28 protein-coding genes and 3 pseudogenes are annotated in these 26,118 nt (G+C 65.0%); 21 read left to right on the forward strand and 10 right to left on the reverse strand.

Features of this window, described 5'->3' with window-relative positions; translation table 11 throughout:
- Positions 1 to 491 (reverse strand): hypothetical protein (locus tag ACFVJ3_RS41690; RefSeq protein WP_378457637.1); only part of this gene is annotated, 491 nt, incomplete at its 3' end.
- A 606-nt stretch (positions 492 to 1,097) separates the two neighbouring features.
- Here ACFVJ3_RS41690 and ACFVJ3_RS41695 point away from each other — a divergent pair.
- On the forward strand, positions 1,098 to 1,394 hold the full coding sequence (locus ACFVJ3_RS41695; RefSeq protein ID WP_378457638.1) for a hypothetical protein: 297 nt from the start codon (positions 1,098 to 1,100) through the stop codon (positions 1,392 to 1,394).
- A gap of 119 nt (positions 1,395 to 1,513) precedes the next feature.
- Here ACFVJ3_RS41695 and ACFVJ3_RS41700 read toward each other — a convergent pair whose 3' ends face one another.
- Positions 1,514 to 2,104: a UPF0158 family protein gene (locus ACFVJ3_RS41700; protein WP_378457639.1), complete on the reverse strand. Its 591-nt coding sequence runs from the start codon at positions 2,102 to 2,104 to the stop codon at positions 1,514 to 1,516.
- A gap of 673 nt (positions 2,105 to 2,777) precedes the next feature.
- Between ACFVJ3_RS41700 and ACFVJ3_RS41705 the strand changes: the two genes are divergently transcribed.
- A complete protein-coding gene (locus ACFVJ3_RS41705) occupies positions 2,778 to 4,103 on the forward strand; it encodes a cytochrome P450 (RefSeq protein WP_378457679.1) in 1,326 nt (441 codons plus the stop codon).
- 117 nt (positions 4,104 to 4,220) lie between these two features.
- Here the strand turns inward: ACFVJ3_RS41705 and ACFVJ3_RS41710 are convergent, their stop codons facing one another.
- Together ACFVJ3_RS41710 and ACFVJ3_RS41715 are read right to left on the reverse strand one after the other, a co-directional pair.
- A complete protein-coding gene (locus ACFVJ3_RS41710) occupies positions 4,221 to 4,568 on the reverse strand; it encodes an ester cyclase (RefSeq protein ID WP_378457680.1) in 348 nt (115 codons plus the stop codon).
- Positions 4,569 to 4,586: 18 nt separating this feature from the next.
- A complete protein-coding gene (locus ACFVJ3_RS41715; protein ID WP_378457640.1) occupies positions 4,587 to 5,597 on the reverse strand; it encodes an NADP-dependent oxidoreductase in 1,011 nt (336 codons plus the stop codon).
- A gap of 235 nt (positions 5,598 to 5,832) precedes the next feature.
- On the opposite strand from ACFVJ3_RS41715, the gene ACFVJ3_RS41720 reads away from it, so the two are divergent.
- From ACFVJ3_RS41720 to ACFVJ3_RS41785, 14 genes and pseudogenes are all read left to right on the forward strand, one after another.
- The gene (locus ACFVJ3_RS41720; RefSeq protein WP_378457641.1) at positions 5,833 to 6,801 is read left to right on the forward strand and encodes a polysaccharide deacetylase family protein; all 969 of its coding nucleotides are present in this window, start codon (positions 5,833 to 5,835) and stop codon (positions 6,799 to 6,801) included.
- A gap of 44 nt (positions 6,802 to 6,845) precedes the next feature.
- Positions 6,846 to 8,366 (forward strand): long-chain fatty acid--CoA ligase, encoded by a 1,521-nt coding sequence (locus tag ACFVJ3_RS41725; RefSeq protein WP_378457642.1) that lies wholly within the window; start codon positions 6,846 to 6,848, stop codon positions 8,364 to 8,366.
- An 83-nt stretch (positions 8,367 to 8,449) separates the two neighbouring features.
- Positions 8,450 to 9,406 (forward strand): AraC family transcriptional regulator, encoded by a 957-nt coding sequence (locus ACFVJ3_RS41730; protein WP_378457643.1) that lies wholly within the window; start codon positions 8,450 to 8,452, stop codon positions 9,404 to 9,406.
- Positions 9,407 to 9,536: 130 nt separating this feature from the next.
- Positions 9,537 to 10,373, forward strand: coding sequence for an SDR family oxidoreductase (locus tag ACFVJ3_RS41735; RefSeq protein ID WP_378457644.1), 837 nt, complete (start codon positions 9,537 to 9,539; stop codon positions 10,371 to 10,373).
- 59 nt (positions 10,374 to 10,432) lie between these two features.
- Positions 10,433 to 10,609: pseudogene (locus tag ACFVJ3_RS41740) on the forward strand (acetyl-CoA C-acyltransferase); the annotation flags it as partial.
- Between the two features lie 6 nt (positions 10,610 to 10,615).
- Positions 10,616 to 10,788: pseudogene (locus ACFVJ3_RS41745) on the forward strand (acetyl-CoA C-acyltransferase); the annotation flags it as partial.
- Between the two features lie 43 nt (positions 10,789 to 10,831).
- Complete coding sequence (fabG, locus tag ACFVJ3_RS41750; RefSeq protein WP_378457645.1) at positions 10,832 to 11,590, forward strand: 3-oxoacyl-ACP reductase FabG; 759 nt, start codon at positions 10,832 to 10,834, stop codon at positions 11,588 to 11,590.
- Entirely contained in the window at positions 11,587 to 12,042 is a 456-nt protein-coding gene (locus ACFVJ3_RS41755) for a MaoC family dehydratase (protein WP_378457646.1), read from the forward strand. Before fabG ends, ACFVJ3_RS41755 begins: the two co-directional genes overlap by 4 nt.
- A gap of 594 nt (positions 12,043 to 12,636) precedes the next feature.
- A complete protein-coding gene (locus ACFVJ3_RS41760; RefSeq protein ID WP_378457647.1) occupies positions 12,637 to 13,056 on the forward strand; it encodes a MarR family winged helix-turn-helix transcriptional regulator in 420 nt (139 codons plus the stop codon).
- A 36-nt stretch (positions 13,057 to 13,092) separates the two neighbouring features.
- Positions 13,093 to 13,548: a hypothetical protein gene (locus tag ACFVJ3_RS41765; protein WP_378457648.1), complete on the forward strand. Its 456-nt coding sequence runs from the start codon at positions 13,093 to 13,095 to the stop codon at positions 13,546 to 13,548.
- 79 nt (positions 13,549 to 13,627) lie between these two features.
- On the forward strand, positions 13,628 to 13,810 hold the full coding sequence (locus ACFVJ3_RS41770) for a hypothetical protein (protein ID WP_378457649.1): 183 nt from the start codon (positions 13,628 to 13,630) through the stop codon (positions 13,808 to 13,810).
- Positions 13,807 to 14,121 carry a rhodanese-like domain-containing protein gene (locus tag ACFVJ3_RS41775; protein WP_378457650.1) on the forward strand — a complete coding sequence of 105 codons (315 nt, stop codon included), beginning with the start codon at positions 13,807 to 13,809 and terminating at the stop codon, positions 14,119 to 14,121. The genes ACFVJ3_RS41770 and ACFVJ3_RS41775 overlap by 4 nt, the downstream gene beginning before the upstream one ends.
- Before the next feature lie 246 nt (positions 14,122 to 14,367).
- Positions 14,368 to 14,552 (forward strand): annotated as a pseudogene (locus ACFVJ3_RS41780) (hypothetical protein).
- Positions 14,553 to 14,754: 202 nt separating this feature from the next.
- Positions 14,755 to 15,195: a hypothetical protein gene (locus tag ACFVJ3_RS41785; protein ID WP_378457651.1), complete on the forward strand. Its 441-nt coding sequence runs from the start codon at positions 14,755 to 14,757 to the stop codon at positions 15,193 to 15,195.
- 45 nt (positions 15,196 to 15,240) lie between these two features.
- Here ACFVJ3_RS41785 and ACFVJ3_RS41790 read toward each other — a convergent pair whose 3' ends face one another.
- Positions 15,241 to 15,690 (reverse strand): excalibur calcium-binding domain-containing protein, encoded by a 450-nt coding sequence (locus ACFVJ3_RS41790; RefSeq protein ID WP_378457652.1) that lies wholly within the window; start codon positions 15,688 to 15,690, stop codon positions 15,241 to 15,243.
- Between the two features lie 135 nt (positions 15,691 to 15,825).
- On the opposite strand from ACFVJ3_RS41790, the gene ACFVJ3_RS41795 reads away from it, so the two are divergent.
- Both ACFVJ3_RS41795 and ACFVJ3_RS41800 read left to right on the forward strand, forming a co-directional pair.
- Positions 15,826 to 16,263: a helix-turn-helix domain-containing protein gene (locus ACFVJ3_RS41795; RefSeq protein WP_378457653.1), complete on the forward strand. Its 438-nt coding sequence runs from the start codon at positions 15,826 to 15,828 to the stop codon at positions 16,261 to 16,263.
- 278 nt (positions 16,264 to 16,541) lie between these two features.
- The gene (locus ACFVJ3_RS41800; RefSeq protein ID WP_378457654.1) at positions 16,542 to 16,814 is read left to right on the forward strand and encodes a hypothetical protein; all 273 of its coding nucleotides are present in this window, start codon (positions 16,542 to 16,544) and stop codon (positions 16,812 to 16,814) included.
- A gap of 460 nt (positions 16,815 to 17,274) precedes the next feature.
- Here the strand turns inward: ACFVJ3_RS41800 and ACFVJ3_RS41805 are convergent, their stop codons facing one another.
- On the reverse strand, positions 17,275 to 20,952 hold the full coding sequence (locus ACFVJ3_RS41805) for a hypothetical protein (protein ID WP_378457655.1): 3,678 nt from the start codon (positions 20,950 to 20,952) through the stop codon (positions 17,275 to 17,277).
- Between the two features lie 264 nt (positions 20,953 to 21,216).
- On the opposite strand from ACFVJ3_RS41805, the gene ACFVJ3_RS41810 reads away from it, so the two are divergent.
- Positions 21,217 to 21,984 carry a hypothetical protein gene (locus tag ACFVJ3_RS41810; RefSeq protein WP_378457656.1) on the forward strand — a complete coding sequence of 256 codons (768 nt, stop codon included), beginning with the start codon at positions 21,217 to 21,219 and terminating at the stop codon, positions 21,982 to 21,984.
- 12 nt (positions 21,985 to 21,996) lie between these two features.
- The gene (locus ACFVJ3_RS41815; protein WP_378457657.1) at positions 21,997 to 22,656 is read left to right on the forward strand and encodes an RES family NAD+ phosphorylase; all 660 of its coding nucleotides are present in this window, start codon (positions 21,997 to 21,999) and stop codon (positions 22,654 to 22,656) included.
- Between the two features lie 46 nt (positions 22,657 to 22,702).
- Here the strand turns inward: ACFVJ3_RS41815 and ACFVJ3_RS41820 are convergent, their stop codons facing one another.
- The 4 genes from ACFVJ3_RS41820 to ACFVJ3_RS41835 form a co-directional block, all read right to left on the reverse strand.
- The gene (locus ACFVJ3_RS41820; protein WP_378457658.1) at positions 22,703 to 22,957 is read right to left on the reverse strand and encodes a hypothetical protein; all 255 of its coding nucleotides are present in this window, start codon (positions 22,955 to 22,957) and stop codon (positions 22,703 to 22,705) included.
- A gap of 75 nt (positions 22,958 to 23,032) precedes the next feature.
- On the reverse strand, positions 23,033 to 23,704 hold the full coding sequence (locus tag ACFVJ3_RS41825) for a hypothetical protein (protein WP_378457659.1): 672 nt from the start codon (positions 23,702 to 23,704) through the stop codon (positions 23,033 to 23,035).
- A 406-nt stretch (positions 23,705 to 24,110) separates the two neighbouring features.
- Positions 24,111 to 24,419, reverse strand: coding sequence for a hypothetical protein (locus ACFVJ3_RS41830; RefSeq protein ID WP_378457660.1), 309 nt, complete (start codon positions 24,417 to 24,419; stop codon positions 24,111 to 24,113).
- 13 nt (positions 24,420 to 24,432) lie between these two features.
- Positions 24,433 to 24,984, reverse strand: coding sequence for a TIGR03086 family metal-binding protein (locus ACFVJ3_RS41835; protein WP_378457661.1), 552 nt, complete (start codon positions 24,982 to 24,984; stop codon positions 24,433 to 24,435).
- A 198-nt stretch (positions 24,985 to 25,182) separates the two neighbouring features.
- On the opposite strand from ACFVJ3_RS41835, the gene ACFVJ3_RS41840 reads away from it, so the two are divergent.
- A complete protein-coding gene (locus ACFVJ3_RS41840) occupies positions 25,183 to 25,311 on the forward strand; it encodes a hypothetical protein (RefSeq protein WP_378457662.1) in 129 nt (42 codons plus the stop codon).
- Positions 25,312 to 26,118: the final 807 nt, after the last annotated feature.

The raw sequence follows: 26,118 nt of genomic DNA on the forward strand, positions 1-26,118 counted from the left end.
CTCTCGGATGCCACGTACCCGATCAGCTCGTCGAGGTCGTCGTCGCGGATCGGCAGGATGATGTCGTCGCCGTCGGCATACGCGGCGAAGACGACCCGTTCGCAGTCGGTGTCGAGCACCATGATGCTGCGCAGTGTCGCCGCCACCTCATCCGGGAGGCGGAGGTGGTGCACAGGGGCGGTTTCCGTGGGTCGGCGGCGGCGGAGGTCGAACGGTGAGTCCTCCCAGTCGCTGATTAGTCCTTCTTCGCCGCAGCTGCTGCATTCCCAGGCGATGGGACCTTCGGTCTCGGCGCGCAGAATGAGCATCCGGCCGGCGCAGCGGCGGTTACCGGGACGTCGCCGACACGGCAACGCGCTCACCCAGGCGACACCGATGTCACCGGCGGTGGCGGCGCGAACCAGGTCATACAGCTGCTCGGCGAGACGGCGGGCAGGGCCGGGGACCTCGTCGGGCAGATCGAGAAAATGACGCAGATCGGTGACGAGCACGTTGCAGAAGGTACTCGACTATCAGCACATTTTCTCCACAAGGATCATCGATCACGGCTCGTCCGGGTCGTGCGTTCGGCGGACTCGTCGACCTCGACGCTTACCGGTTGCGGCGGAGGGCCTTCGACGCCAACTCCTCCCGGGGCAGGCACTCGACCTCGGTCTCGCTGGCCCCGGGCGAATCGGGGTACCCGAGTCTTATTCTCGCCAGATGCGGTGGGCGGTTGACCATGACCGGGGACGTCGCAGGTGTGCGGTCCGCGCCACCAGGGTTCGTCGGACAGATGCGGATTCAGGCAAGCGGACAGGCGGGTGTGGTGGACTGAAAATAGGTGGTATCCGGGCCCCGAGCTGGAAGGTCGCCGTTGCGCGCTCTAGCGGTTCGCCGTTCCTTCGCCGTGGGGGCCGTGGCGTCCGTGGCCATCTCAAGTCTTCTGTTCGGTTCGTCCGTGGCAGCGATCCCGCTTCCACCGCCGGTCCCTATAGCATCGACCACGGCGTTTGCGGTCCCGGTGACGTTCCGTTCGGGGTGCGGCGTGGGATTCCGGTGTTACGTGCCGACGGTGGCGGTCATCTCGGTCGGCAACGGCGGGTGCGCCCGGGGTGGTGGCGTTCACGACGGGGCCGCCGTCGACCATCTTCATCACGCGAATCGACTGCATCGACGTGACGGTGAACTGGAGAAACCAGACCACCGGCGAGATCGGCACGACCGAGATCCGAAGCGTGCCGCCCGATTACAGCCGGGCCCAGGCACCGGACGAGGGGTGCCGGTATATCCCTGCGACGGTGTCCACCGGCGGCGGCATCGTCACCGCGACCGCCGACGTCGTGGCATCCACCCAGCGTTCGGGTGATCATGTCCCCGTCAGCTCCGGGTTCGGCGTCTTCCAGGTCGCCTAGACCAGCACAGGGCTGGCCGAGGATCCCCCGAGTAGGGCAGACGAGTTGCGGACGCGCGGTCGACGCCCAGTCGGTAGGCGCCGGTGGGCGCACTGTCCGTGCCACCAGCCCAAGACTTGTTACGGACGGGGGCTTGGCCGGTAGCCCTGATCCGCCAGCCATTGGCGTGCACGTCCACGACTGCGCTCCTCCGAGAACAACCGATATCGGTGAAACTCGTCGGGGGTCGGGGCGAGCACGTCCTTGAACCGGCGGAACGCGCCGCGCCCGGTGATCGCGATGGTCAGCCGGTCGGCGAGGTCGGGGTCGGTGACCGAGTCGATGAACGATTCCATGTCGCGGTAGCCCGCTCGCGATCCTTCGCAGTACACGGACAACCAGTGGTCGGGATCGTCGTTGGCGAAGAGGTCGTCCGCGATCATCGCCGGCCAGGTGTCGCCGGTCCGCAGGTCGATGCGGCCGCCACCGTAGACGGGGTCGCCTTCGAGCAGCGAGGAGAGTTCGTCGAGGTCGACCGCGAGCGGTCGGAGCAACGGGGTCGGGGACGTTCCCAGCGCGGCCTCGAGTTGGTCGGCGAGCACGTCGTCACCTTCCCAGTCCCGCACGCGCAGCGCCGCCGCGCACTCGGCAGCCGCCTCTCGCGCCCCGTCCCGGTGTTCACCGATCGCGGTGAGGAGGGCGTCGCCGACCGTCTGCAGTATGGTCCCCATCGGGTATCGACGATAATCCCAAAAGCGCCCCGCCCGGGAAATTTTCAGCGAGCACCGATCCCGTCAGAGGTTGCCGCTATCGTCCCGGCAGGACGACCGGCCAGATCTGTGCCCCCAGGCGAGCCCCAGCAGAAATGATCGCAGCCGATCTGCGGTTCGGTGGCCGCAAATGGAGCAGCTGATCGGACGCGTACAGGAATCCCACAGTAACGAGAGAAGTCGTGTCATGAATCGTGACACTGCCACCCACGTCGACGAACCGGTGCTCAACTCCGGCGAGGGCCGGTAACGATTGATGGGACATCGTCACTCGCTCTCTGTTGAAGTGGGGAACACCCATATCCGATTCAAATGACTGCGGCGCGGAGGACTCCCGCGCAGTTCCGCGAGTCGGTCGTTTCGGACGGGGAAACGGCAACGCGCAGTTCACGGGCTTCCGGTCACGGGGCCGTTTCGGAACGCCCGGTCATCAGCGCTCGGCATACGGGGTCGTTTCCTGCCGAGCTCTCGCATGTCGACTCTGGGACGAACACGGTCGGCGGGGTGTCCGAATCCTCCAACACGGGCGTCCCCTCGCTGGTCTAGCGTTCGCGCCAGGCCGAGTGTCAGACTTGAAGTCGTGGCCAGGACCAGCGAAGAGGCGCAAGAGTACCCGGTAGCACCCGACGTGCCGATGCCGCTGACCGCGCGGGTCAAGGCCCTGAACAAGTTTCACACCGGTCTCGAGGACATCCGGGACGCGGGCGGACCGGTCACGATCGTCGCGCTCGGACCGAAGCGACTGGTGCCACCATTCGCGATCGTCACCTCGCCGCAAGGTGCTCACGACGTCCTTGGCGGCTCCGACGGCGCATTCGACAAGGAATTGACCGTCCATGCCGAATCACGGAAGTGGTCCGGCGACAACCTCTTCAACATCACGCACGGGCCGTGGCTGAGCCGACGCCGAACCTTACAGCCGCTGTTCACCAAGAAACACGTGGCGATCTATGCCGGCTGCATGGCGGGTGTCGCGCAGACTCTGGCGGCGACGTGGGTCAGCTCGGGCCAGGTCGACCTCGACAGGGAAACCCGGCGACTGACCTTGCGGGTGCTCGGGCAGTCACTGTTCGGGCTCGACCTCGGCGCGCAGGCCGAGGTACTCGGACCACCGCTCAATCGTGCCGCCCGGTTCGTGTCGCATCGCGCGCTGCAGCCTGTCCGCGCACCGGCCTGGCTGCCGACACCCGCACGACACCGGTTTCGTACCGCGAAGAACGTCGTCGACACGGTGATCGATGAAGCGATCACGGCCGCCCACGACGAACCCGGGCGGGGTGCCGAGCTGATCAGACTCTTCTTCGATACGACCGACCCCCAGACCGGGAAGCCATTCACCGACCGGGCGATCCGCCAGGAGCTGTGGGCGTTCCTCTTTGCCGGACACGACACCACTGCGACCACATTGGCATACAGCCTCTGGGCCCTCGGACGCGATCACGCGATCCAAGACCGCGTGGCGGCGGAGGCCGCCGCACTCGGCGATCACCCACTGCACGTGGACGACGTGGCCCACCTCCGCTACACAGTCCAAGTGGTCCATGAAGCACTGCGGGCCTGTCCACCCGCGGCCGCGGTCGGTCGCAGGGCCATGCGCGATGTCGCCGTCGACGGCTACCGAATTCCTGCCGGCACGAACGTGATCGTCGGGATCTATGCGCTCCATCACGACCCGACACTGTGGGGCGCCCCTGGTCGGTTCGACCCGGGGCGATTCAGTCCGGACCGATCGGCGGGGCGCACCAGGTGGCAGTACCTGCCGTTCGGAGCCGGTCCGCGCACCTGTATCGGGGATCATTTCGCCATGCTCGAAGCGACATTGGCCTTGGCCAGCATCCTCCGAACAGTCCAGACCGAGTCCCTCAGTGCCGACTTCCCTCTCATTACGCCGTTCACCATGGTTGCCGGCGGCCCCGTGCCCGCCCGTATCCGAGCGAGGACACCCGCTCCACCGATCTAGCTGTGAGTAGTGGCCTAGGGTTTTCCGACTTTGATTCTCGACGCGCGTTGCAGGGTCCGCGAACGATGATCTGCCGTACGTCGAGAACTTGCGCCGGTAATCACCTGTGATCGCGAGCTAGCGACGGCGAACGATGCCCATTACACGCGTTGTGGCGTTGAAGGCGGCCTTTAACTTGCGATCCGCAATCGATCCGTCGGGCGGTAGCAGCTTGATCTGGCGGGCGAACTCCATTTGGTCGTAGCGCACCGTGTTGGTGACGACCTTCCCGTCCTCGATGACGAAGTGGTCGAATCCCTCGAACTCGATTCGCCGCCCGGTGGCGGCGATGCCGACGAAGGTGCCGACGTGCCGTCCGGTCAGGTGCCAGTGGGCCAAGACGTCGTGGCCGGACTCGGCGATCGAGACCATCTCGAAGGCGAAGTCGGTAACCGCGGCGAAGACCTGGTCGAAGTAGGCGGCGATCTCGGCGCAATCGACGGGCTACGCAGTCAGATCGATGATGAGCTTGCCTGGTTGGCCGTGGGAGAACGAGTCCACGAAGGCGGCCGGCAGCTGCTCGAATCCGGGCAATACCGATTGCACGGCCTCCAACTGTCCGGAACTGATGAGCTCGCCGAGCGTGGCTTCAACCTCTGCTGCGCGGTCCATGTAGTCGAGCACGACGAATCCTTGTGTGAGGATACGCTTGGTGAGGAGCTGTCCGAAATTGTTTGGGCCGGAGGGGCGTTCGGTCAAGTTGTAGCCATCGATCAGGCCGCACAACGCGATGTGTGCGTGGTTGTTCAGCCGGGCGATCGACGCCTCGAACATCGGGCCCCCCGAGTTTTCGAAGAGGCGGTCGATGCCGTCCGGTGTGGCCGCCTCGAGCTGGTCCTTCCAATCGGGGGCCTTGCGGTCGACGACGGCGTCGGCGCCCAGTCGGGCCACCATCGAGCACTTCTCGGCGCCTCCTGCGACGCCGACAACCTGTGCGCCCACCTGCTTCGCGAGCTGGACAGCCACGCTTCCGACTGCGCCAGAGGCACCGGAGATCAAGACGGTGTGCCCTGGCTCCGGCCGCAGGATGTCGCACACTCCGGCCCACGCGGTCAGGCCCGTCATCCCGAGGACGCCAAGGTAATGCTCCAAGGGAACGTCCTCGCGTGGTGCGATGCGATCCCAGTCGGTACCGGGCGAGCTGACGATCTGGCGCCGTTGCCAGCCGACGAAGCCACGAACGATGTCGCCCACGGTGAAGTTGCTGTTGCGTGAGGCCGTCACGCGTGCCAGACCGAAAGCGCGAACCGGCTCTCCGAGTGCGACTGGCGGAAGATAACTCGGTCGGTCGTCGAGCCAGCCCCTGATGGCCGGATCGATCGAGATGAAGAGCGTCTCGAGTGCGACGTCGCCAGCCTCGAGTTCGGGCAGGGCGACGTCCTCCACGCGGAAGTCCTCCACGCTCACGTGCCCGTGGGGGCGCTGCGCCAGGACGATCTGTTGTGATGAATTCACGGTGTGCTACTCCTTCGTCACCAACGACGGTAGAAGTCATGACGAGGCGAAACTTGGCCCTATGCGCACGGGATTCGAAGAGCACGCACAGCGCGCATCTCAATGCCGAATACGGTGCGCCTGATAAAAGCCGGTGCGCGCAAACAGCCAAGACGTGATGTCCATCACTTCATAGGGTCGGTGGGAAATGGGCTTCGTGCCGAGGAGCCCTCCTGGAAGATCCGGAGTCAACGCAATGAATGACACACGCGCCGACCGACCTCTCGAGATTGCGGTCACGATCGATGACTTCGTCCTGTGGGACGGCGTTCCCATGCCGGACGACACGACTCCCACTGACATCACGCGGTCTGTGGCGAAAACGCTGAACGACTACGGACTCAAGGGGACCTACGGCTTCTCTCACACATACCGGCTCGAGAACGAGCCAGAGCAAATCGAGGCCTTCGAGGCGTGGGCCGAAGCGGGCCATCACCTGGGCAACCACACGCACCAGCACGCTCCACTGCGCTGGATGCCCGACGCGGCATTCCGATGCGATTTTGAGACGGCCGAGAAGTACATCGGTCATCTGATCGACGCCGCACCGTCGAAGTACTTCCGGTACCCCATGGACATGTCATCAGGATCCGAACGACGTCGAGGGGAAGTCGAGAATTACATCGCAGATCTCGGCTACCGCACTGCCCCGATCACCAGTTGGTTCAGTGATTTCGCGTTCATCATGCCGTACTTCCGCGCGATGACCCTAGGCGACAAGGACGTGCAGAAGCAGGTACGCGACCTGCACGTGTCGACCGCGGTTGACATGCTCTACAAGCACGCGGACACCGCGCACACCCTGTTCGGTGCCGACGCGCCCCTGATCTGGCTCGTACACGGCACCACGATCTCTCGTGACACCCTCGCTCCGATCCTCGAGGCATTCCTCGAGCGTGGCGTGGAGTTTGTCACCCTCGACGAGGCGATGAAGCATCCGGTGAACTTCGGGAAGCCGCCGTGTAGTGAGAGCTTCACCAACCAGCTACAGAGGTTCGCGATTGCTGCGGGCTTGCCGAAACCTGAACTCGACGTCGAGCGGCTTGCGGAGATCCTGAACCTCGCGCCCATTCCCGGCCTCGACACGATGGCGACGTACGAAGAGCGCATGTTCAAGCCGTTGGCGAAGCGGGTGGGAGCTGAATACGACTGGGATTGGTCCTGAGTCGGCAATCCACATTCACACCGTCATCATCTGAAAGCAGGATCATGCTCAACCTGGCCACCATGCTTGCCGACACTGCTCGACGCACTCCCGGCAGAACCGCTGTCATCGAAGGTGACCGAACCCTCACCTTCGGTGAGATCGATGCGGCTGCCAACAGTGTTGCCCATTTTCTTCTCTCACTGGGGTTGCGTCCAGGCGACCGCGTTGCCCTGACGATCGCGAATGTTGTCGAGTTTCCGATCGTCTACTTCGGCATCCTCAAGGCCGGTGGAGCCGTCGTGCCGCTCAACACGATGCTCAAGCGGGAGGAGGTTGCCTACCACCTCCGTGACTCGGGCGCGACGGCATACTTCTGTACCGTGCCGGGGCTCGACGACGAGGCGTGGCGCGGATTCCAGGACGTCGAATCCTGCGAGCATCTGGTCCCCCTTGGCCCCGCTTTGCTCGATGAGCCAGGCGTGGGAACAACCTTGGCCGACGCATTGGCCGAACACCCAGTGGAAGAGGTCCTGCAGGTGACCGAGGCAACGGACACAGCGGTGGTCCTGTACACGAGCGGGACGACCGGCAAGCCGAAAGGGGCGGAGCTCACCCACGCCAACATGGTCCTCAACGCCATCGGGCATAACCAACTGCTCGACGCCCGAGCCGACGACGTACACCTGGTCACTCTTCCGCTCTTCCACTCGTTCGCACAGACCGTACAGCTGAACGCCGGTTTCGCCATGGGCGCCACCCTGGTCCTGCTGCCACGATTCGACGCAGCTGAGGCCCTGGCGTTGATCACGCAGCACCGGGTGACGGTCTTCGCCGGTGTCCCGACGATGTACTGGGCTCTGCTCAACAAGGCCGCTGACGGAATAGACGTTGACCTCGCCGGTCTCCTGCGAATCGCGCTTTCCGGCGCAGCTGCCATGCCCGTCGATGTGCTGGAGCGGTTCAGGGATGTCTTCGGTGTCGGGATCCGGGAAGGCTACGGACTCTCCGAAACCAGCCCGACCGTCACGTTCAACCCGCTCGACCAACCGAACCGGTCGGGATCGATCGGCAAACCGATCTGGGGGGTAGAGGTGAAGCTGATCGACGAGCACTGGAACGAGGTCCCCGCCGGGGAGCCAGGAGAACTCGCCGTACGTGGATACAACGTGATGAAGGGATACCTGGGGCGGCCCGAGGCGACAAAGGAAGTGATCCGCGACGGCTGGTTCCGCACGGGCGATATCGCAACGCGAGACGAGGACGGCTACTACTTCATCGTCGATCGCGCCAAAGACTTGATCGTGCGGGGAGGCTTCAACGTCTATCCGCGCGAGCTCGAGGAGGTGATCATCGGCCATCCAGAGGTCAGCCTCGTGGCCGTCGTCGGAATCCCCGATGAGCGAATCGGTGAGGAAGTGAAAGCCTTCGTCATCCGCGAGCCTGGATCGGAGTTGAAGGAGGAAGACCTGATCGGCTGGTCACGGGAACGGTTCGCCGCTTACAAGTACCCGCGCCTGGTGGAGTTCAGGGATACCTTGCCGATGAACGCGACAGGAAAGCTCCTCAAGCGGGCTCTGCGATGATCACGCCGTTGGCGTGGGCGCCGGCGCGCGCTAGCGTCGACTGTGGCACGAGTCGCAGTTTCGGCATAGCGGTGTGAGAAGGTGTGGTGGCCTTGTATTCCGTCGATACGTTGCGCAGCGACGAGCACGACCAGCGTGAGCGCGGTGATTGGTGGCGCGATCAGGTCTCGTCGATCCACTGTCCGATGGCCTTCTCCCTTGCGGACAGCTACCAGGGAACCCTTCAGCATCAATATTCGGACACGTACCAGCTAGTTCGTTGGTGGGGTGAAGCGGAGGTCCTCTCTCGCACGGCAGCCGACATCCGTCGACATCCACATGGCGCCTACGAACTGCTCCTACCGGTCCGGGGTGAAGTGATCCTTGAGCAGGATCGTCGTGAAGCGACGATCACACCGGCGGTCATGGCTCTCACGTCGCTGGACACCGCGACTGTTCTGCGCCATGGTGACGGCTTCTCCTCCGTTGCATTCGTGATTCCACGTGACCGGATCGAGGCGCGGGTACCGACATTGCCGCACGTAGGCACCGTCCTCGATGCGACATCTGGACTGGGACGCATCGTTGTCGACGTGGTCAGTAGTCTGCGCAGGGAGCGGCACGAGCTCACCGGTAGTCAGTTCGACGCGATCGCCGACCGAATCGTCGATCTCGTGGCGCTCGCCTACAACGCAGACACGGCCGCCCCCTCCATCGATGTTCAGGAAGGGTTGGTCACCGCGATCCGACGCTTTGTTCGAGAGAATGCGCACGACCCGAACCTCACAGGAGCCGTGGTCGCGACGCGCCTCGGCTGGTCGCTCCGGCACGTTCAGGCCCAATTGCAGCGGATTGGGACAACGCCGTCGGACCTCATCCGAGAGGAGCGTCTGGCGTTGGCCCGGTTGCGTCTTCAGGACCGTGGCTGGAGCCACCAGAGCGTGACTCAGGTGGCATACTCCTCAGGATTCGGCGACCTCAGCACCTTCAGTAATGCGTACCGGCGGGCCTTCGGTGAGCGCCCGTCCGACACACGTTCTGCGGCATCCGCAAACGACTGAATCAGCAGACCCGCGGGCCCGCTCGACGACCGGGCTTGCCCGCGGGTCTGCTCATGTCTGCTGCGCGCGATACAAGCGAAGTGCGCTGCCCCCCGAGAGATAACGCCAATGCGGTCCTAGCGTAGTTGGCATGAATAGTGCAACCACCTCCGAAGGGCGACCGGCGCCCGACAGCCTCTTCTCTGTCGCCGGGAGGACCGCCGTCGTAACCGGTGGCTCACGAGGGATCGGCGCCATGATTGCCCGCGGCCTGGTACAGGGCGGTGCCCACGTCGTCATCACCAGCCGAAAGGAAGAACAGTGCCGCGCGACGGCCGAAGCCATCAATGCCGAGGCAGACGCTGCGGGAACGGCAGGACGCTGCACCCCCGTCGCCAGTGACCTGTCGTCGGCCGACGGGGTGACCGGTCTGGTCGACTGGCTCGGCGAGCACCTGACAAGCATCGACATCCTGGTGAACAATGCCGGGGCCACCTGGGGTGCGCCACTTGAAGAGTTTCCCCTCATCGGTTGGACGAAGGTGCTCAACATCAACCTTGTCGCTCCGTTCTACCTCATCACGGGAACGCTTCCGCTTCTGCGCAATGCAGCACGTCCCGACCGGCCCGCTCATGTCATCAACATCGGCAGCGTGGATGCCTTGACTACACCGAGCTGGGAGAACTACTCCTACAGTGCGAGCAAAGCCGGGCTGCACACGCTCACCCGCCATTTGGCCAAGCAACTGGCGTCCGACGGCATCACCGTCAACGCGATCGCCCCCGGCCCGATCCTGACGGACATGCTCGGACACGTCGCGGCGGATCCAGAGGTCGAGGCAGAACTCCTCGAGCGCGTTCCGCTGGGCCGCTACGGACAAACCGACGACCTGATCGGCACGGTCCGATTCCTGGCCTCCCGTGCGGGCTCTTATCTGACCGGCACCATCATTCCGCTCGACGGCGGGATCGCCGGCTGCGCCAGCTGAATGAGAACCACCACCTGCACCTTCTTCCACACAGCAAGCACCGATTCGAGGAACACCCCATGCCTGAAGCCGTCATCGTCGCCACCGCACGTTCGCCGATCGGTAGAGCGATCAAGAGCTCGTTGAAGGACATCCGGCCCGATGACCTCACCGTCCAGATGGTCACGGCCGCGTTGGCGAAAGTACCCGCACTCGATCCAAGCGACATCGCCGACATCATGCTCGGTGTCGGCGAACAGTGACTGAACGTCAGCGGTGGGCCATCGCCATCGGCCACCCGTTCGGCATGACCGGTGCGCGGATCACCAGCACCCTCATCAACTCACTGCAGACGCACGACAAGCAGTTCGGCCTCGAAACCCTGCGCGTAGGCGGAGGACAGGGCATGGCACTGATCCTCGAACACCTTTCCTGACCCGACGTCACATCGATCCAATCCTTGAGAGGTACCCCATCTCGTGAACGCATCACCTCATCCCGAACACCGCCGTACCGCAATCGTCACCGGCGCCGCACGGGGAATCGGCGCCGCCGTCGCACAGCGGCTCGCAGCAGACGGCCACGCTGTCGCCGTCCTCGACCTCGATGAGGCCGCCGCCCAAAATGTGGTCGACACGATCACCCAGGCCGGAGGCACCGCACTTGCTGTCGGCGCAGACGTCTCCAACGGAACTGGTGTCGAGAAAGCAGTGGATAAGATCACAACGGAGCTCGGAGCACCGGTCGTTCTGGTCAACAACGCCGGCGTCACCCGCGACAATCTTCTGTTCAAAATGTCGGCCACCGACTGGGATACCGTCATGAACGTCCACTTGCGTGGCTCGTTCCTGATGACGAGAGAGGTCCAGGGACACATGACCCAGGCTGGTTTCGGACGAATCATCAACCTCTCGAGCGTGTCGGCGCTCGGAAACCGCGGTCAAGCAAACTACGCCGCAGCCAAAGCCGGGCTCCAAGGTTTCACCAAAACTCTCGCCCTCGAACTCGGCAAATTCGGCGTCACCGCCAACGCCGTTGCTCCCGGTTTCATCGAGACCGAGATGACAGCCGTGGGAATGATATTCGACGATCTCAAGAAGAGGGCGGCCGCCGACATCCCCGTCGCCCGAGTTGGGGTCCCCGACGACATCGCACACGCGATCTCCTTCCTTGCGAGTGAGGGAGCCGGATTCATCTCCGGGCAGGTTCTCTACATCGCCGGAGGGCCCAAGGTATGAAGACACTCAACGGAATCGACGAACTACACGCCGTGGCGAACACCCGGATCGGCTACTCGTCATGGCACACCCTCACCCAGGAGAAAATCGACACGTTCGCTGACTCGACGGGTGACCACCAGTGGATTCACGTCGATCCCTCACGGGCTGCTGACGGACCGTTCGGCGCCACCATCGCCCACGGACATCTGCTGACCTCGATGATCCCGATGCTTGTATGGGAGGTCTACGCCGTCGACGGCGTCCGAATGGGAATCAACTACGGGTCGAACAAGGTCCGATTCCCGGCACCCGCCCCCGTCGGCTCACGGATTCGGGCCGCGGTGGAAATAGCAAACGTTGAAACCGTTCCCTCGGGCGTCCAGGTTGTCACGGCCGTCACGATCGAACGCGAGAATGCCGACAAGCCGGTTTGTATTGCAGAGATTGTCAGCATCTACATTCCGAATTGACGTCGCAAATCTGCGAAATCCCCACCGGATAGATTGCATGATGACAAATGATCGAAGGGGGCTGCACTGGTTCAGCGGGGCTTCGCGCTTGCGGCGACCACGTCGTGGCGGAAACTCTTCGGGGAACGGCTTCGGGATCTCCGAGCCGACCCTGCGCAACTGGATCAATATGGGCCTCGGTGACGAGGGAAGTGGGGAGTGAGGCTCCGGTGAAGACGTCGCCGAAGGAGATTCGTGAGTGGGCGATCAGCGAGGGTCACGAGGTGTCGTCCCGCGGCGGATTTCGGCCGACCTCGAGCGAGCCTTCCGTGATGCTCAGGTAGCGGCGCCGGTCGCGTGAGTCGCAACATTGCCCTGTTCCAAAGCGTGGCCATCCTGCCAGGGAGGCTATGAGCCTGCGGGACCATGATCTTCGGCGCCGTGCGGTGGCGGTTGTCCGCGTCGGCGGTGCCGGCGTCGGGTCTTCGCCGGCACCGGCGAGGCTGGTCAGGGCCGGGGGTGGACTTCGGCTTCTCTCGGCGTGAACTCTGAGGGGGGAATCGACGGTTCGCCGACAATCGAGCTGTGGTGGTGCGGTGTGGGTAGCCTGCTCCCATGTCGCAGCCTCCGCCTTTCAGTCCTACGGTCACGCTGCTCACGGTGAGCCGGGTGTGGGAGGCCGCATTCACCGACGGTTTGAAGCCGCTCGGGTTGACCACCCGCAAGTACGGGCTGTTGGGGCACATCCGCGGGACGCCGGGCATCTCGTTCAGTGAGCTCGCTCGGCGTTCCCGCATCACCGTGCAGAGCGCCCACACGGCGGTCGCGGCGTTCGTCGAGGCCGGGTTGGTCGACGACTCGACCGCGCACGCCGGGGCCGCCTCGACCCTGCGGATCACGGCGGCGGGCGAATCACTGCTGGCTCGCGCGGCCGAGGTAGTTGCCCGTCTCGATGACGAGTTCGCCGCGCAGCATCCCGAGCTGACCGAGGCGCTGCGGGCGCACATGTTGCGGGTGATGTCGGCGACAGACTGACACCTCACCCGCCAACCTTCAGTTAGGCTGAAGGTCATGGAATTGTTGTTGCTCTCCCTCCATGTCGTGGCCGGCATCCTCTTCGTGGGTCCGGTCGCGGTGGCCACCAGCCTGTTTCCCCGGTACGCACCGGTGACCGCCACTGCGGGCGGTGCGCGTGGGGACGAGCCGAGCATTGACACCGCCCGGGTGCTGCACCGGATCACCCGTATATACGGCGTCCTGGCGATCGCGGTCCCGGTCGTCGGCCTCGTCCTCGCTTCCGTACAGGGCCGCACGAGCGAGGTCTGGGTCGTGGTCGCGATGGTGCTCACCGCGACCGCCGGGGGACTGCTCGCCCTGCAGATCGTCCCGCTCCAACAACAGGCGCTCACCGCACCCGATGATGGAGCCCAACTCCGGCGCCTTCGCATGGTGACCGGCCTGTTCAACCTGCTGTGGGTGGTCGTCGTCGTGCTGATGATCGTGCGGCCCGGATCGAGCTACGTATGACCGGGGTGCTGCGCACCCTGGCTGTGCTCTCGGCGCTCGAGGCTGTCAGTGTCTGGCGCTGCTGATCAACCTCGCCACCGTGCACGACGGCACGCTCGCCCGGGTCCTCGGCCCGATCCATGGTGCGCTCTACCTGACTGTCGCCGTCACGGCAATGCTCGGTCGCGGCCTGACCACCCGGACCCGCATTGGTGCGCTCCTGCCCGTGCTCAGCGGCCCCCTCACGATGGTCAACCTCCAACGGGAGGCGCGCAGCGCATGAATCTTCGGCATTATCTGCGCCGACCGCTGGCGGTCCGCCTCGTCGACGACGGCGCCCTCGTTGTCGATGTCCGCCGCCAGTTCGAGTGGAACCGGGTACACATCCCCGGCGCCATGCACTCGCCACTCGAAGTGTTGCTCGATCGGTGCCTGGCGTTCCCTGGCGACCGCCTGCTCATCACCTTCTGCACCGGCGGAATCCGCTCAGCCGGTGCTGCGAACCTACTGGTGGAGAACGGCTTCGACGCGGTCAACATGAGCGGTGGTCTCGTCCACTGGCGCGCCGCGGGCGGGCCACTGACCGCCCGGTGAGAGGATGGCACTCTCCCCACGATCCCCTTGCGACACTGGTCGAGCCGGCACCTGGCCCGGGCGGATCGTCTCCGGGTGCGCCGCCCGCCCGAAACTTGGTGTCATTCGCTCGATATGCAATGGGTGTCGACTGGAGTGACACCATGTCCCGCAAGGGCGGAGTGGTGGCCGGCGAATGCTGCGTTGTCGGCGTTCTCTCGGCGCCACCCGGGAAGCATATTTCTGCCCGCAGTCCGCTGGGGTGGGATGCTAAGACCGCGAGCGAGCGATCGAACCGCAGCCGACGTCGAGCGGGAGCTCGCCCTGCTCGCCTACGTCCGCGATCGACTCCGGGCCTCGGAGGGCACAGACTTCCGGATCCCGACCACCGCCGTCGACGCGTTCTCGAGGAGCTCCACAGTCTCGATCGGTCGCCGCGGAAGCGGAATTGACTCCCGCCGGTGCGGACCGGTGGCGGGGCCTCGCATCTGAGGTGCCGGCCGCGCACGGTTGTAGCGGCCTCTATGAGGAGCCACCCACCGATGACCCACGACGGCGCTCGCGTTCTGGCCTTCTCGTTGCCGTCCAGCCGTGTTTCAGCGGGCCGGAGGGCGGGAGTGGTGCAATGAAGATGTGTGACGAGGTGGGTGAGCGATGAAGCAGGTCCTGAGGGCGGTGCTGGTGTGCCTGGTGGTCGGCGCCGCGGTGCTGGTGGTGTGGGCGGTCGCGTCGCGACCGGATGCGCCCGAGCCGCCGCGCCCGCTGCCCGATACGGCGGTCATGGTCCACGGCGGACGGACGACGTGCAGTGAATTATTCGGGCAGTCCTGTGATTTCGGGTTGCAGTCCGCCTTCAACCGGTGGGGGCCAGGTCTCGGCCCGTTCGTCGATTCCGGGGTCCTGGGACCGTACGCCGAGCGGATCGGGTTCGTGGCGTCGGCGAAGCTGAGTCTGGACGCCTGCGCACTGTCGCACACCACCGGAAAGACGGTCCTCGAATTCGTCGAACAGGCGCAACGGCAACACCCGGACGCCGGCAGCCCCGAGTTGTTTGCGTTCTGGAACCGGACCCGGCAAACCCTGTGCCCCCTGTGACCCGCACCGTCGACTACTGCATGGCGTCGACGATGTTCCGCCGCATCACTTGTCGCAGGCGATACCGTCCTTGTCCCGGTCGAGCTTGGTCGAGTAGCCGGGTTCGCCTTGGTAGATCGGCGCGGCGCCGGCTGCTTTTGCGTCGGCGCAGGACGCGAAGCTGACAGATGATTGCGGGGCGGTGTGGATCGGCGCCGGGGGGTTTGCCGGGATCGCGGCGGGGGCTGGCGGGGGAGCAACGGCGACGGTTGTCGTGGGCGCGATCGGGGCGACGGGCGGGGCGACAGCCGCCGTCGTGGTCACCGGCAGGGCTGCGGTGGTCGTGGCGGGCGCCGCGCTCGAAGTGGTCGTGGGTCGCGCGCTCGATGCGTCGACCAGCCGGGCCACCGAGGGCGTGGTGGTGGTCGAGGTGGTGCTGGACTGCGTGCCGCCACCGCAGCCGCTGATGAGTGCGGAGATGGCCAGCGCTGCCATCCCCAGGGTTGTCTTCTTCATTCCGGCATGAAATCAGGCAAACAGGACGTTTGGTATCCGCTGAGTGACCGACAGACGGCGAAGGCCGCCGCACGGGCCGAGCCGTCGTTGCGGTTGTTTCGTTTGTTGCGTATATTTCGTTTAGGAGGTGGCGTGGTGTCCGCAGCACATGATCAGCCGACCGTTGTCGAGCAGGAGCAGGCCCGGCAGGCCCTGCAGTTGCTTCGTGACGTCGATCCGGCGGGCGAGACCCTCGATGTGACCGTGGCCGGCACGTCGGAGTCGGTGCATCTTCCTCGTGCGGCGCTCGACCTGATCCGCGAGGTCCTGGCCAATATGGCCGCGGGGCAGGGGGTCACCGTCGTCCCAGCGCACGCGGAGCTGACGACCCAGCAGGCCGCGCAGATGCTCAACGTCTCGCGCCCGCATGTAATCAAGCTCCTCGACGAGGGGCACATCAAGTACCGAATGGTCGGCCGCCATCGCCGCATCCTCGCATCCTCACTGCTCGCGTATCAGCGGACGCAGTTGGGGTCCTCGCGCGCCGCCGCGGACGAGCTGGCGGCCCTGACGGAAGACCTCGGGCTGTACTGACGTGACCTTCACCGTGCTCTACGACGCGAATGTACTGTACCCGAATGTGTTACGAGATGTGCTGATCCGGCTCGCGCAGACCGGCCTGGTGCATGCCCGGTGGACGGATCGCATCCTCGACGAGACATTCGAGAACCTGGCCGAGGATCGCCCGGACATCCCGACAGCGACGTTGACGAAGCTACGGGAGCTGATGAACAGGGCGGTACCGGACTGCCTGGTCACCGGATACGAGACACTCATCCCCGCACTCACGCTGCCGGATGAGGACGACCGGCATGTGCTGGCCGCGGCGATCCGCCGGCGCCCAGGTCATCGTCACCGCGAACCTGCGGGACTTCCCCGACTCCGAGCTGGCGCAGTTCGGCGTCGAGGCCAAGCATCCGGACGAGTTCGTGATGGATCTGTTCCACCTCGACGGGGTACGGGTCCATCAAGCGATCAGCGCGACGGCGGCGGCCTGGCGCAATCCACCCGGGACCCCGGCCGACGTGTGCGACCGCCTCGCGGCGGCGGGGCTACCTATTTCCGCGGCCGCGCTTCGCCGCTGAGCGGAATGGCCGGGCTGGGGGGCCGTCGCGCGCCGGTTCGAGCTGTCCGCGATGTTCAGGGTGCCCCTGCACGCGCATGCGGAACATGACTTCGTCTTGAGCATGTTGGGACTGGTTCACCTCTACTTCGGCTACTCGCAGGTGATTCGGGCGGCAGCCGGGTTTGCGTACGTCCACGAGGACATCCCGGCCTAGTAGTTGTCGTTCAGTCCGCAGCGACAACGGGGATGAGCACTCGGTCGGTCCCTGCCGTTACCGAACAACGCGTCGATCTTGACGGTCTCGCCGTCATACGGTGCATACACGGAGCAGGCACCGGCCAGCGCTTCCCACGTCTTCGCTTCGCCCGATCTCGGTCGCGAAGTTCTTGAGCCGCTTTATAGGCGTTGACACTATGAGTTTGTGCGATCATCTCGGCACGCACTGGGTTATTGACCACCGTCTTGGGTGAGTCCGGTAGCTACGGTCGTTTGACCACGAGCACGTCCTCGCGCGGCTTCTTGCTGGTCTTGCACAGGTTCGCGTCTTTCGCGATCTTGAACACCGCCTTGTGGGCGTCGTCGTACGGGACCTCGAACTCGGCGCGCTCCCAGCTGGTCAGGTAACTGTACTTGCCGCCCAGCTCGTTCAGCACAGTCACGATGTCGGTCGCGACGAGCGCAGCGATTTGGATCAGCCGGACGGTGAGGTTCGCGTCCTTGCCCGTCGTGGCGACCCGGCGGATTTCGTTTACTGGCAGGGCAATGTCGTTTCGGGCAGCGAACTTGGCTGCAGCAGCCAGAGCCGTGCCGTCGTCGGTCGGAATGAAGTCCGCCAGGGTCCTGAGTATCTGCTGGCCGACCTTGTTGCTCGTCTCGGGATCCTCAAACAGGTAGGCGACCATCCCGTCGACCAGGTTGGGGATAAGGAAGTTCTCGACTTCGTTCGAGGCGATAATGGCGGGTCCGAGGGCAGCCCACCCGCCCTGGCGGAGGTGTGTGAAGGTGGCTGCGTCGTCGGGAACCAATTCGTCCTTGAGGAGGAGCGCGAATAGGTTGCTTTCCTCAGGTGTGATCTGCGTGGCCGGGAGTCGCCCGTCGAGTCCGAGGCTCCGTACAAGCAGGACCCGGTCCTCAGGGCGTGGTATGCCACGCCGGGCATTGAGCACGGCTACGGCGGCCTTTGCCGCAGCCTCCTCATCGTGGGGCTCATTCGTCTCATCGTCGGTGTGGATGACGGCGGCGTCGAGCAGGAGCTCACCAAGGCTCTCGTCGATGTCTCCGACCTCGACCCTGTACGCGTCGAGATTGGCCAGAGACGCACGGAACAGTTTGGCTGAGGCCAGTGCCGGCCAGGTCGAGGGTGGTGCGTCGGTCAGATGCGACAGCGAGCTGTTGGGTGACGCGGTCGCGGTGAGGCGCTTGAGGGTCTCGCCGTCCGATTCCGCGGCCTGAAGTGCGTCGACGAGTGTCGGGGCGGTCAGCGTCGAGTAGTCGGTGTCGTCGTCGGCTTCGACGGCGTCGAGGTAGGTACCGAGGTTGGACAAGCAGTACCGATAGATCGTGTCGTGGCCGCGCATGCTGTCCAGCGTTACCTGGCCGTCGATGTTGAGCGCCGTGCGCAGGTTATCGGCAGTCAGCTCGTACAGGTTGTTGTCCACGAGGAGTGTCCGCAGCTCTTCGTAGACACCGTTGAGGCTGGGCAGAAGCACCTTAGCGCGTTGCAGCACGGTCACGACCGTGTCAAGATCGTGCCTGGGGTGGGGCTCAGTAAAGGCGGGCATCTGCTTGTAGTGCGAGACCACGAAGTCGCAGACGTCGGACCTGAGGTCGTAGGGGCCGTTTGGGTCGGCGGCTATGAGTGCGGCGTCGACGAGTGCAGTACGTACATCGGTGGGCACGCCCTCGTTGGAGACAAGGTAGGTGAACACGTCCCGCCACGGTTGATGGCTTAGCCGCGCCGCCAGGCGGGGCCGCTGTACGTTCGAGGTGAAGAAGGCCGCCAGGAACTGTTCCGATTCGCTCCCAAAGTGCGAGGTCAGGTGGTTCACGACCTGGTCCGCACGTGCGACGTCCTCGGCGAGAAGGTAGTCGACCAGCTGAACGTTGTAGGCGCTGAGGGTGCGGGTGAAGTCCTCGTCGGCTTCGGCCAGCAGGTTTGTGAAGGCGCCGGGGCTGGTGAATTGGTAGTTGATGTCCATGCTGTTGGTCTGGACGGTCTGCACGATGAACGTTGCCACGTCGATGCCGGTGAAGTCGCCATAGAATTGCGCGGCATAGAGCGCGAAATTCCTGTCGATGAAGCCCCGCTTGACGAGGTCGCGTGCCAGGTCCGACTTCAGGATCCTGTCCACGAGTTTGCCGAACGTCAGATTCTCGTCCTCGTCCGGGATGGTGATCGTGAATTTGTCGGCGTTGACCAGGTCCCGGAAGTCGGCGCCGCGGAGATCTTCGATGTCGCGGTCGAGCTGCTGAAGTTCTTCGTGCAACGCCTCGGTATTCCTGGCCTCCCACCGACCGTGCAGGACTTCTGGGAAAAGGTCCTCAAGATGGTTCTGGGTCAACGGGATGAGTTGGCTGGGGCTGCTGTATTGCGGGTTCTGCGTCGCTTCGATGGTGATTACGGGTGAGGTGACGACGGCTTCCCAGAACGCGGGTGTGGTCACTTGGTCAGAGTTGTATGGGTCCGACCCAACGGAAAATCTCAGCTCCCAGTTCGCCAACCCCGGGTTTCGGTCACGTTCGGCCTTCCCGATCCCTATTAGCCGTTTGCCCAGCTGCTTTGCGAACGGGTCGACGGCCGGCGGTTGCGCGTTCCTTGCCAGCAGGTCTCGCTTGGTCTGATCGCGGTCCGCGACCGACGTTGCGACGAGCTCGCGGTGATAGTCGTACAGGCGGTCGAGGTCGCTGGAGCGCCGCGAGATGTCCTCGAAATCCTCCAGGTGGAAGTTCTTATAGGCGACCAGCGCGAAGAGGTGACTGGGAGACAGCTCGGGCGCGACCTTGTCCGACTGCAGCAGTCGTTCGGCAAATACGAGGTACTCGTTGCGCATGTTCAGCAGGAGGCGCTTGTCGGTGGCGTGTTTGGCGACGACTTCGACCAGCGGACGCTCGATGCCGGTGACGTCCGCCTCCCGCAGGAGCTGATGTAGGTGCTCGCGGGCAGTGCGGTGTGAGATGAATGGCACGATTGGGATGACGATTTCGAAGAACTTGGTCCGGTTCGCGCGGACGGTCTCGGCCCGCGCGGCGTCATCACCCTCCAGGGCCGTGTCCTCGCCGATCTTCTCGAACAAGCTGTCGCGCATTGCGTAGATGAACCGGAGGGGCGTCTTATGCTTCTTGATCTTCTTCAGCCGTTTCGGGGTGTTGTTGAGGAGGGTGTTGAGCTCACGAAGCGCCTCGAAGATCTGGGGGTCGTTGTAGCGGTCCAGGTCCTCGAAGAGGACTATGTCCGTGGATTCCTGGTCGAAGAAGTAGACGATCTCATCGAGGTGCTCGTCGAAGTAGGTGTGGTTCGGCGCCGACAGTGTCAGGGCCGCGCCCGCCGCGGACACGTTGGAGACCGTAAACCGGTTGTAGGTGACTATCCGCAGAACCGAAAGCACGACGACGAGTAGTGCGGCCAGCGCTCCCCACACCACCGCCTGCTCGATACCGGAGTGATCAGGTCCGGTTGCCACCTGCGAGGGTAGATGCCCGAGCAGCGCCAGCAGCGCCCCGAGCACGCCGACGAAGAGGGCGGACTCAACGATCGGCCGCCACATCGGCAGCGGACCGCTCCGGCTGAACCGCGAGTGGCGGAGTGTGTGTGGTCGGGCGCTGTAGATCAGTTGCTTGAGTATCTCCTTCTGGATGCGGTTGGTCAGCGACACGCCGACCGTGTCGGGCGCGAGGGTGGATACTGCCAGCCGCAGCGTCGAGTCCTCGTGGTTCTCCTGGAACTTGTCGAGCACGCTGGACTTGCCGGTCCCGTACCGTCCGCTGAGGGCAATGTTGCGGTTCTTGGGATCCTCGACTGCCTTTTCCAGACGGTCCAGGTAAGTCTTGTGCTGGGCTTCGTCGTATTGCGATGCCAAGGATTTCAGCGCCACCTGGTCCGAGGTCGCCACCGAGGTTTCGCTCCGTGCGTCGTTGACGGTGTCCGGGAAGGAGGTCATCTCGCAATCTCAGCAGATCGCCCCGACAGGGCAAGGATCAAGGTGGGGTCCTGGGCACGCGGTGTCGAGCGTGAGGGCTGTCGACGGCACGTGAAAACTAATGGCGGTATAAGTGGCCGTCTGGCGCCTACGTGAAAGCCGGAGTCGAACTCCTCAGTTCAGGTCGGTGTGGTGGTCGCGTACGGGGCGGGGCATCGCGTCGTCAATTGTCGCGCGGAGTCGGTGCGGCGCTGTCTGCAGGAGTGGCAGCGGGAGATTACGAGCGTGGTGTCCTCGTTCGAGGGTGTGTTGCGGCGGCCGGCCGGCGGTATCGAGGTGGACTTCGAGCTTCGGTTCGATCTCCGTGCGACGGGGCTGGCGCTGTCGTGGCTCACCGACGCGTTCCGCACCGCGTTGGACGCCGCCGATCTCGCCGACACCGGTGGTGTGGTGATGCGGGCGTTGTTCGACACCAGCGACACCGACGTGGTCACCATCCAGTTGCAGCGGCTGCCCCGTGCCACCCGCGGCGCTGTGACCGAGGGTGCCGGCGGTGATCGGGCACCGCGCACCAAACGGGGTGTCGCCGATCCGGCCCCGACCGTCACGGCGGGCACCGATCCGCATGGGCGTGGCACGGTCGAATTGGAGACCGCGACCGGCAACCTCGCCTACGCGTCCCCGCTGTCGCTGTCGGGTGACACGATCTCCTCGACGGAGGTCTCGGAGATCCTCTCCCCGTCCGGGAATGTGAATCGGGCCCTGGCCAACGCCAAGCGGAAGACCCATCAACTCCTCGGGCTGCGGGTCGGCAACCAGTACCGGTATCCGCTGTTCCAGTTCGACCGCGAGCGCAAACAGATCCGCCCGGTCGCCGAGCACGCGAACCGGCTGATGGAATGCGACCTGGACCCGTGGGGGACCCTGGACTGGTGGTTCACCGAGAACCCACTGATCGGGGACCAGCGGCCGGTGGACCGCCTGACCGCGCACGCGTTGACGGAGCCCGAGGTGGAGCTGATGGTGGCGGCCGAGCAGATGGGCATGGACTGACCCCGGTGAGCAGTGAACGCTACAACGGGCCGGCCCCCGCAGACCAGGGGGATCCCGGCGGGCACCACATTGCACCGGATCTCGGGTACCGGGTCCCCGTACCCACCGAACTCGTTCAATAACAGCGGCATTCGTGCGCTCGGCGACCCGCTGCAGGGGCGGTTCGAGCCGATCGACGACTCCCACGGCGGATACCTGTATGTGGCACTGTCCCTGGCCGGTGCCGTCGCGGAAGGCATCCTGCGCGACATCCCCATTCCTCGGTCCGGGATCGTGCGCCGGAAGCGGCTCGCGGGCAAGACACACACCCGGATGGTCCTCGGCCGCGACATCACCGTGGCCTCCCTCCTGGACGGCGACCTCCGATCGCTGAACCTGTCGGGGACCCTGGTGTGCTGTGACCGCAGCGCCTACACCTGGTCCCGGACCACCTGCCATCAGATCCTCGACGCCGACCCGCACACGGACGGGGTGATCTACCGCTGCCGCAACAACCTCGCCGAACTCGCTCTGATGCTGCTGGACCGCGGAGCCCTCGACTCGGCCGCACTTCCCATCGCCGAGTCGCACGATGTGCTGAGCGACCCGGGCACCTTCGCCGAGGTGGTCAAGGTCCTCGACGAGGTTCACCACCTGAAATACGTCGGCGCGGGCGGCGCACGGCTCCCATAGCCGTAGGCGCCATACAGATTTCCGGAGTTAGTGGGCTGGTGCTCCGTCAGCGCAGTGTAACGAACAGTACGCCCGTCAGCACCACTGCAGTGAGTTCGATGGCACCCAGGATCAGAGCGGCAACGGCGAGACCGGATCCGGTTTCATATTCGCGTCCGCCGGTCTCGACGTAGCCGATCGCGCCGAACACCAAGGCTGGAATGAACAAGCCCGTCAGGGCGCAGAACAGTGCGACGATCGCGCACACGTTGGTGCGTTCGACCGTGTCGATGCCGAGATCCGTTTCGTCGACTGCGACCACCGGGCAGGCTCCTGTCGTTGTGGTGTTGGTGCTCGGCCAGGGGTGATTCGGCACAGCTGCCGGCGCCGTGTGTTGTCAGGGGCCGGGTGCCCAGGTATCGGTCCCGGTGCGACCGTTGCTGACGCAGAACAGATCCTGGCCTTCGGGTGAAATCGCGATCCCGGTGGCGGCGGGGTTGCAGCTCTCGCCTTCGGCGGCTTGGCCGATGATCGGCACGGACCTCACCCAGTGTGGGCGGGTGGATCCGGCGTAGGTGCATTTGAGGAAGGTGCCGTCGGCGGAGGTGGCGTGGTTGTCGACGTCCGGGTCGCAGTTCCCGTTGACCGTGGGGGATGTGGTGGGCTCGGGCTCGTCGACGGTCGTGGTGGGTTCGGGCTCGGGTTTGGTGGTCGCCGCAGCGGGGGGAACGAGGGCGGGCGGGACCGCGGAAGCCGGGGTGAGGGCCTGCGCCGGCGCCGAGGGGAGGGAATAACTGGTGCCCGGCGACGAGTCCGTGACCGCGTCCGAGAGGGAAGATCCAGCCGAATACAGAATCACCCCGGCGGCAAGTGCCTCCAGGATCCCCAGGATGAGTGCCGCGACCGCGATGGCCCGCCCGGCCGGTCGCCAGAACGCGAGAACGCCGAAGACGATCGCCACGGGGAACAACCCGAGCAGTGCGGCGACGAGAGCGATCACCGCATACGGGTTGATCGGAGCAAGGTTCGGCGACGGTGTCGCAGCCGCCTTGGACAGGTCGACGGTCATCGGCCACCGATCCGTGTGTGAGCGGCACCCTCACGCTCGACGGGAAAGCTCATCGGTCACCTCCGGTAGCAATGTGGGAGGCGACTGCACCCCTCGGCGCCGATCTTAGGTCGGCCTGCGGTGTGCGCAGGCCGCGGGTACATGAGGTTCATTTACGTGAATGACACAGTCGGAAAAAGGATTTTGGTGTGCCCTGCGTCTGAGGAATGCCAGATCGCGGCGGCCGGGACAGCGAAGCCATTCCCGTGATCACGTCATAACTCGGGGTGTCCGCCGTATCCGGCCGAACGTGCGCCAAGGTCCCGGTGCCCGCCCTGGTCGGGCGGCGGCTGCGCGAACGGGTCGTTGGCGGCCGGGTCCGGGAAACGGCCGGGTTGGGAACACGGTACGAGTCGCAGGCGCACTGTCACATCGGCGCGATTGCCGGCGCGGTTGCCGCGCCTACCGACCAGTTGTTTCTGCTTTGGAAGTATCGGGCGGCTTCCGGGGTTTCGGTGTATTCGAGGAGGTTGCCGACGTGGGCGGTGAGGACGGTGATCGCCCGCAGCGGCAGTGATCGGCATCCGATCCCCTCACCCGCCGGTTCCTCGTCGTGGATTGAGGGTTCGGTGTTCTCCCTCAGCACAGCCGATCTCGCCGCGCGAAGATGAAGGTGCGACGGCTGCCGGATTCTGGTCACCGGCAATAGAGCCGTGCGGCGGACTCTGTGCGCCACGCAGTTGATTCTGTTAGGTGGTGCGGCCCAAGAAGTTCAACAGCTGGGTCTGGGCGTCGGCGTTGTCTGTGGGCGCCACCTTGGCCCCGAAGGCGTGGGGGAGCCGGATCCGGTCGTCTTCTGCGACCAGAAAGGTTCGAGCCAGCTCGACTGCCTCGGGATCGAGGTGTTCGTCCTGCCCGGTGGCGCGCGCGAAATCCCAGGTATGAATCAGCGTGTCGGCGCACGCCATCCGCCGGACGAATTGCTCGAAAGGCAGGGTGCCGAACTCGGCACCCAATACCTGCTGGGCGGTCGCCTCCGACTCCAGGGCAGCCTGTACCTCGGCCGTCGCATCCAGCCATGCGGCCACCACGTCCTCCCCAGCGGTAGGCACCTGGTAGTCATTTCCCCTGAGCCCTGCGCGGGCCCGTCGGTGGTTACCCACGACATGGGCGGCGACGTCCCAGGCGGTCCAGCCTGGGCAGGGGGAGGCCGAGTTCCAGCGGTCCTGCGGGCAGCCCAGGAGACGATCGGTGAAGTCCTGCGCCACGCGCGCGTACAGACTGGTGATGGGCGATCCCATCCCCACACCGTACGTCAACCGCCCTCATTGAATCTGTGCTGGTAGTGGGCATTCTTACGCACGCAGTGACCCACACCGGCCGCCGCTCAGCCTGAACCGGGAGATCTGCCGCCCCCGACACGGGGGCTCCCGGGGCCGGATGCCGAGCCGTGACGATGTGCCCCGAGACCTTGTCGGCGCTGAGGGGAAACAGGTGCGATGGGGGAGCTGACCGCGGTGTATATAGGTCTGTCCGTCGCCGTGGTTGCCGAGGCAATACTGCGGGGCCAGGACATCGCACCGGACCTGATCATCGCGCACGCGAGGCGTGGGCCGACAAGTCGTTGACGGAGCTGGTGCTCGACGAGGATGTCGAGGTGGCGGTCCTGCGGTGGCCGGCGGAACATCATCAGGCTCGGCCAGGACGCCTGGCTGACGGCGTGCACGTGGGTGGGACTACGCGCAGACCCGCCGAACCGTGGGCCGACATCGTGACCGACACGATCGTCGCGCAGGGGCTGCATTACCTGCATTACGAGTGCCGGCACGGATGCAATGAACTCGCGCTGATGTTGGTCGACGGACGAAAAACCACCGACGCTGACGGTGGTGCGGTCGGCGCCGCTCGATGCCGACGGATGGGCCCGAGAGAGGGTGCTCGCCGCGCTCCTTCACGATTGTCGATCTGACATTGGGATAACGCGGGGGACGTGCGGGCTGACGCCGGCTGATCGGAGTGAGCACCCGCGGTTGCTCGGCCGGCGCGCGCCCCACTGTTGTCGCGAGGGGCAAGGTGTCCCGGTGCCTGGTGATCATCGCGGTGGTGTGTCGGGTTGTCTCCACTCGTGTGCATGGTGCCGCAGTCGGTTTCGGGTGAACCGTGTGTGTGCGGTGCGGAAGAGGATGATGCCGGCGGTGGGTGACCACACTCCGAATGCGGTGGCACGGTCACGACGGTGTTCTCCGGGCTGTTGGGGATGTGGCCGGCGCGCGGCCTTCGCGAGGTAAGGTTCGGTGCCGCTGTGACCGGAGTCCGGGAGGCGCTGCACCGCCGGAATTGCGGCACAGTCTTCGACTGAGTAGGTGGTGGGCCGTCGGGCGCACAGCCTGCTCGGCACCGTGAACACCGAATTCGTCACTGTCGGCCACTTCAAT

Source organism: Rhodococcus sp. NPDC127593 (assembly GCF_042671975.1).
Lineage (GTDB): Bacteria > Actinomycetota > Actinomycetes > Mycobacteriales > Mycobacteriaceae > Rhodococcus_F.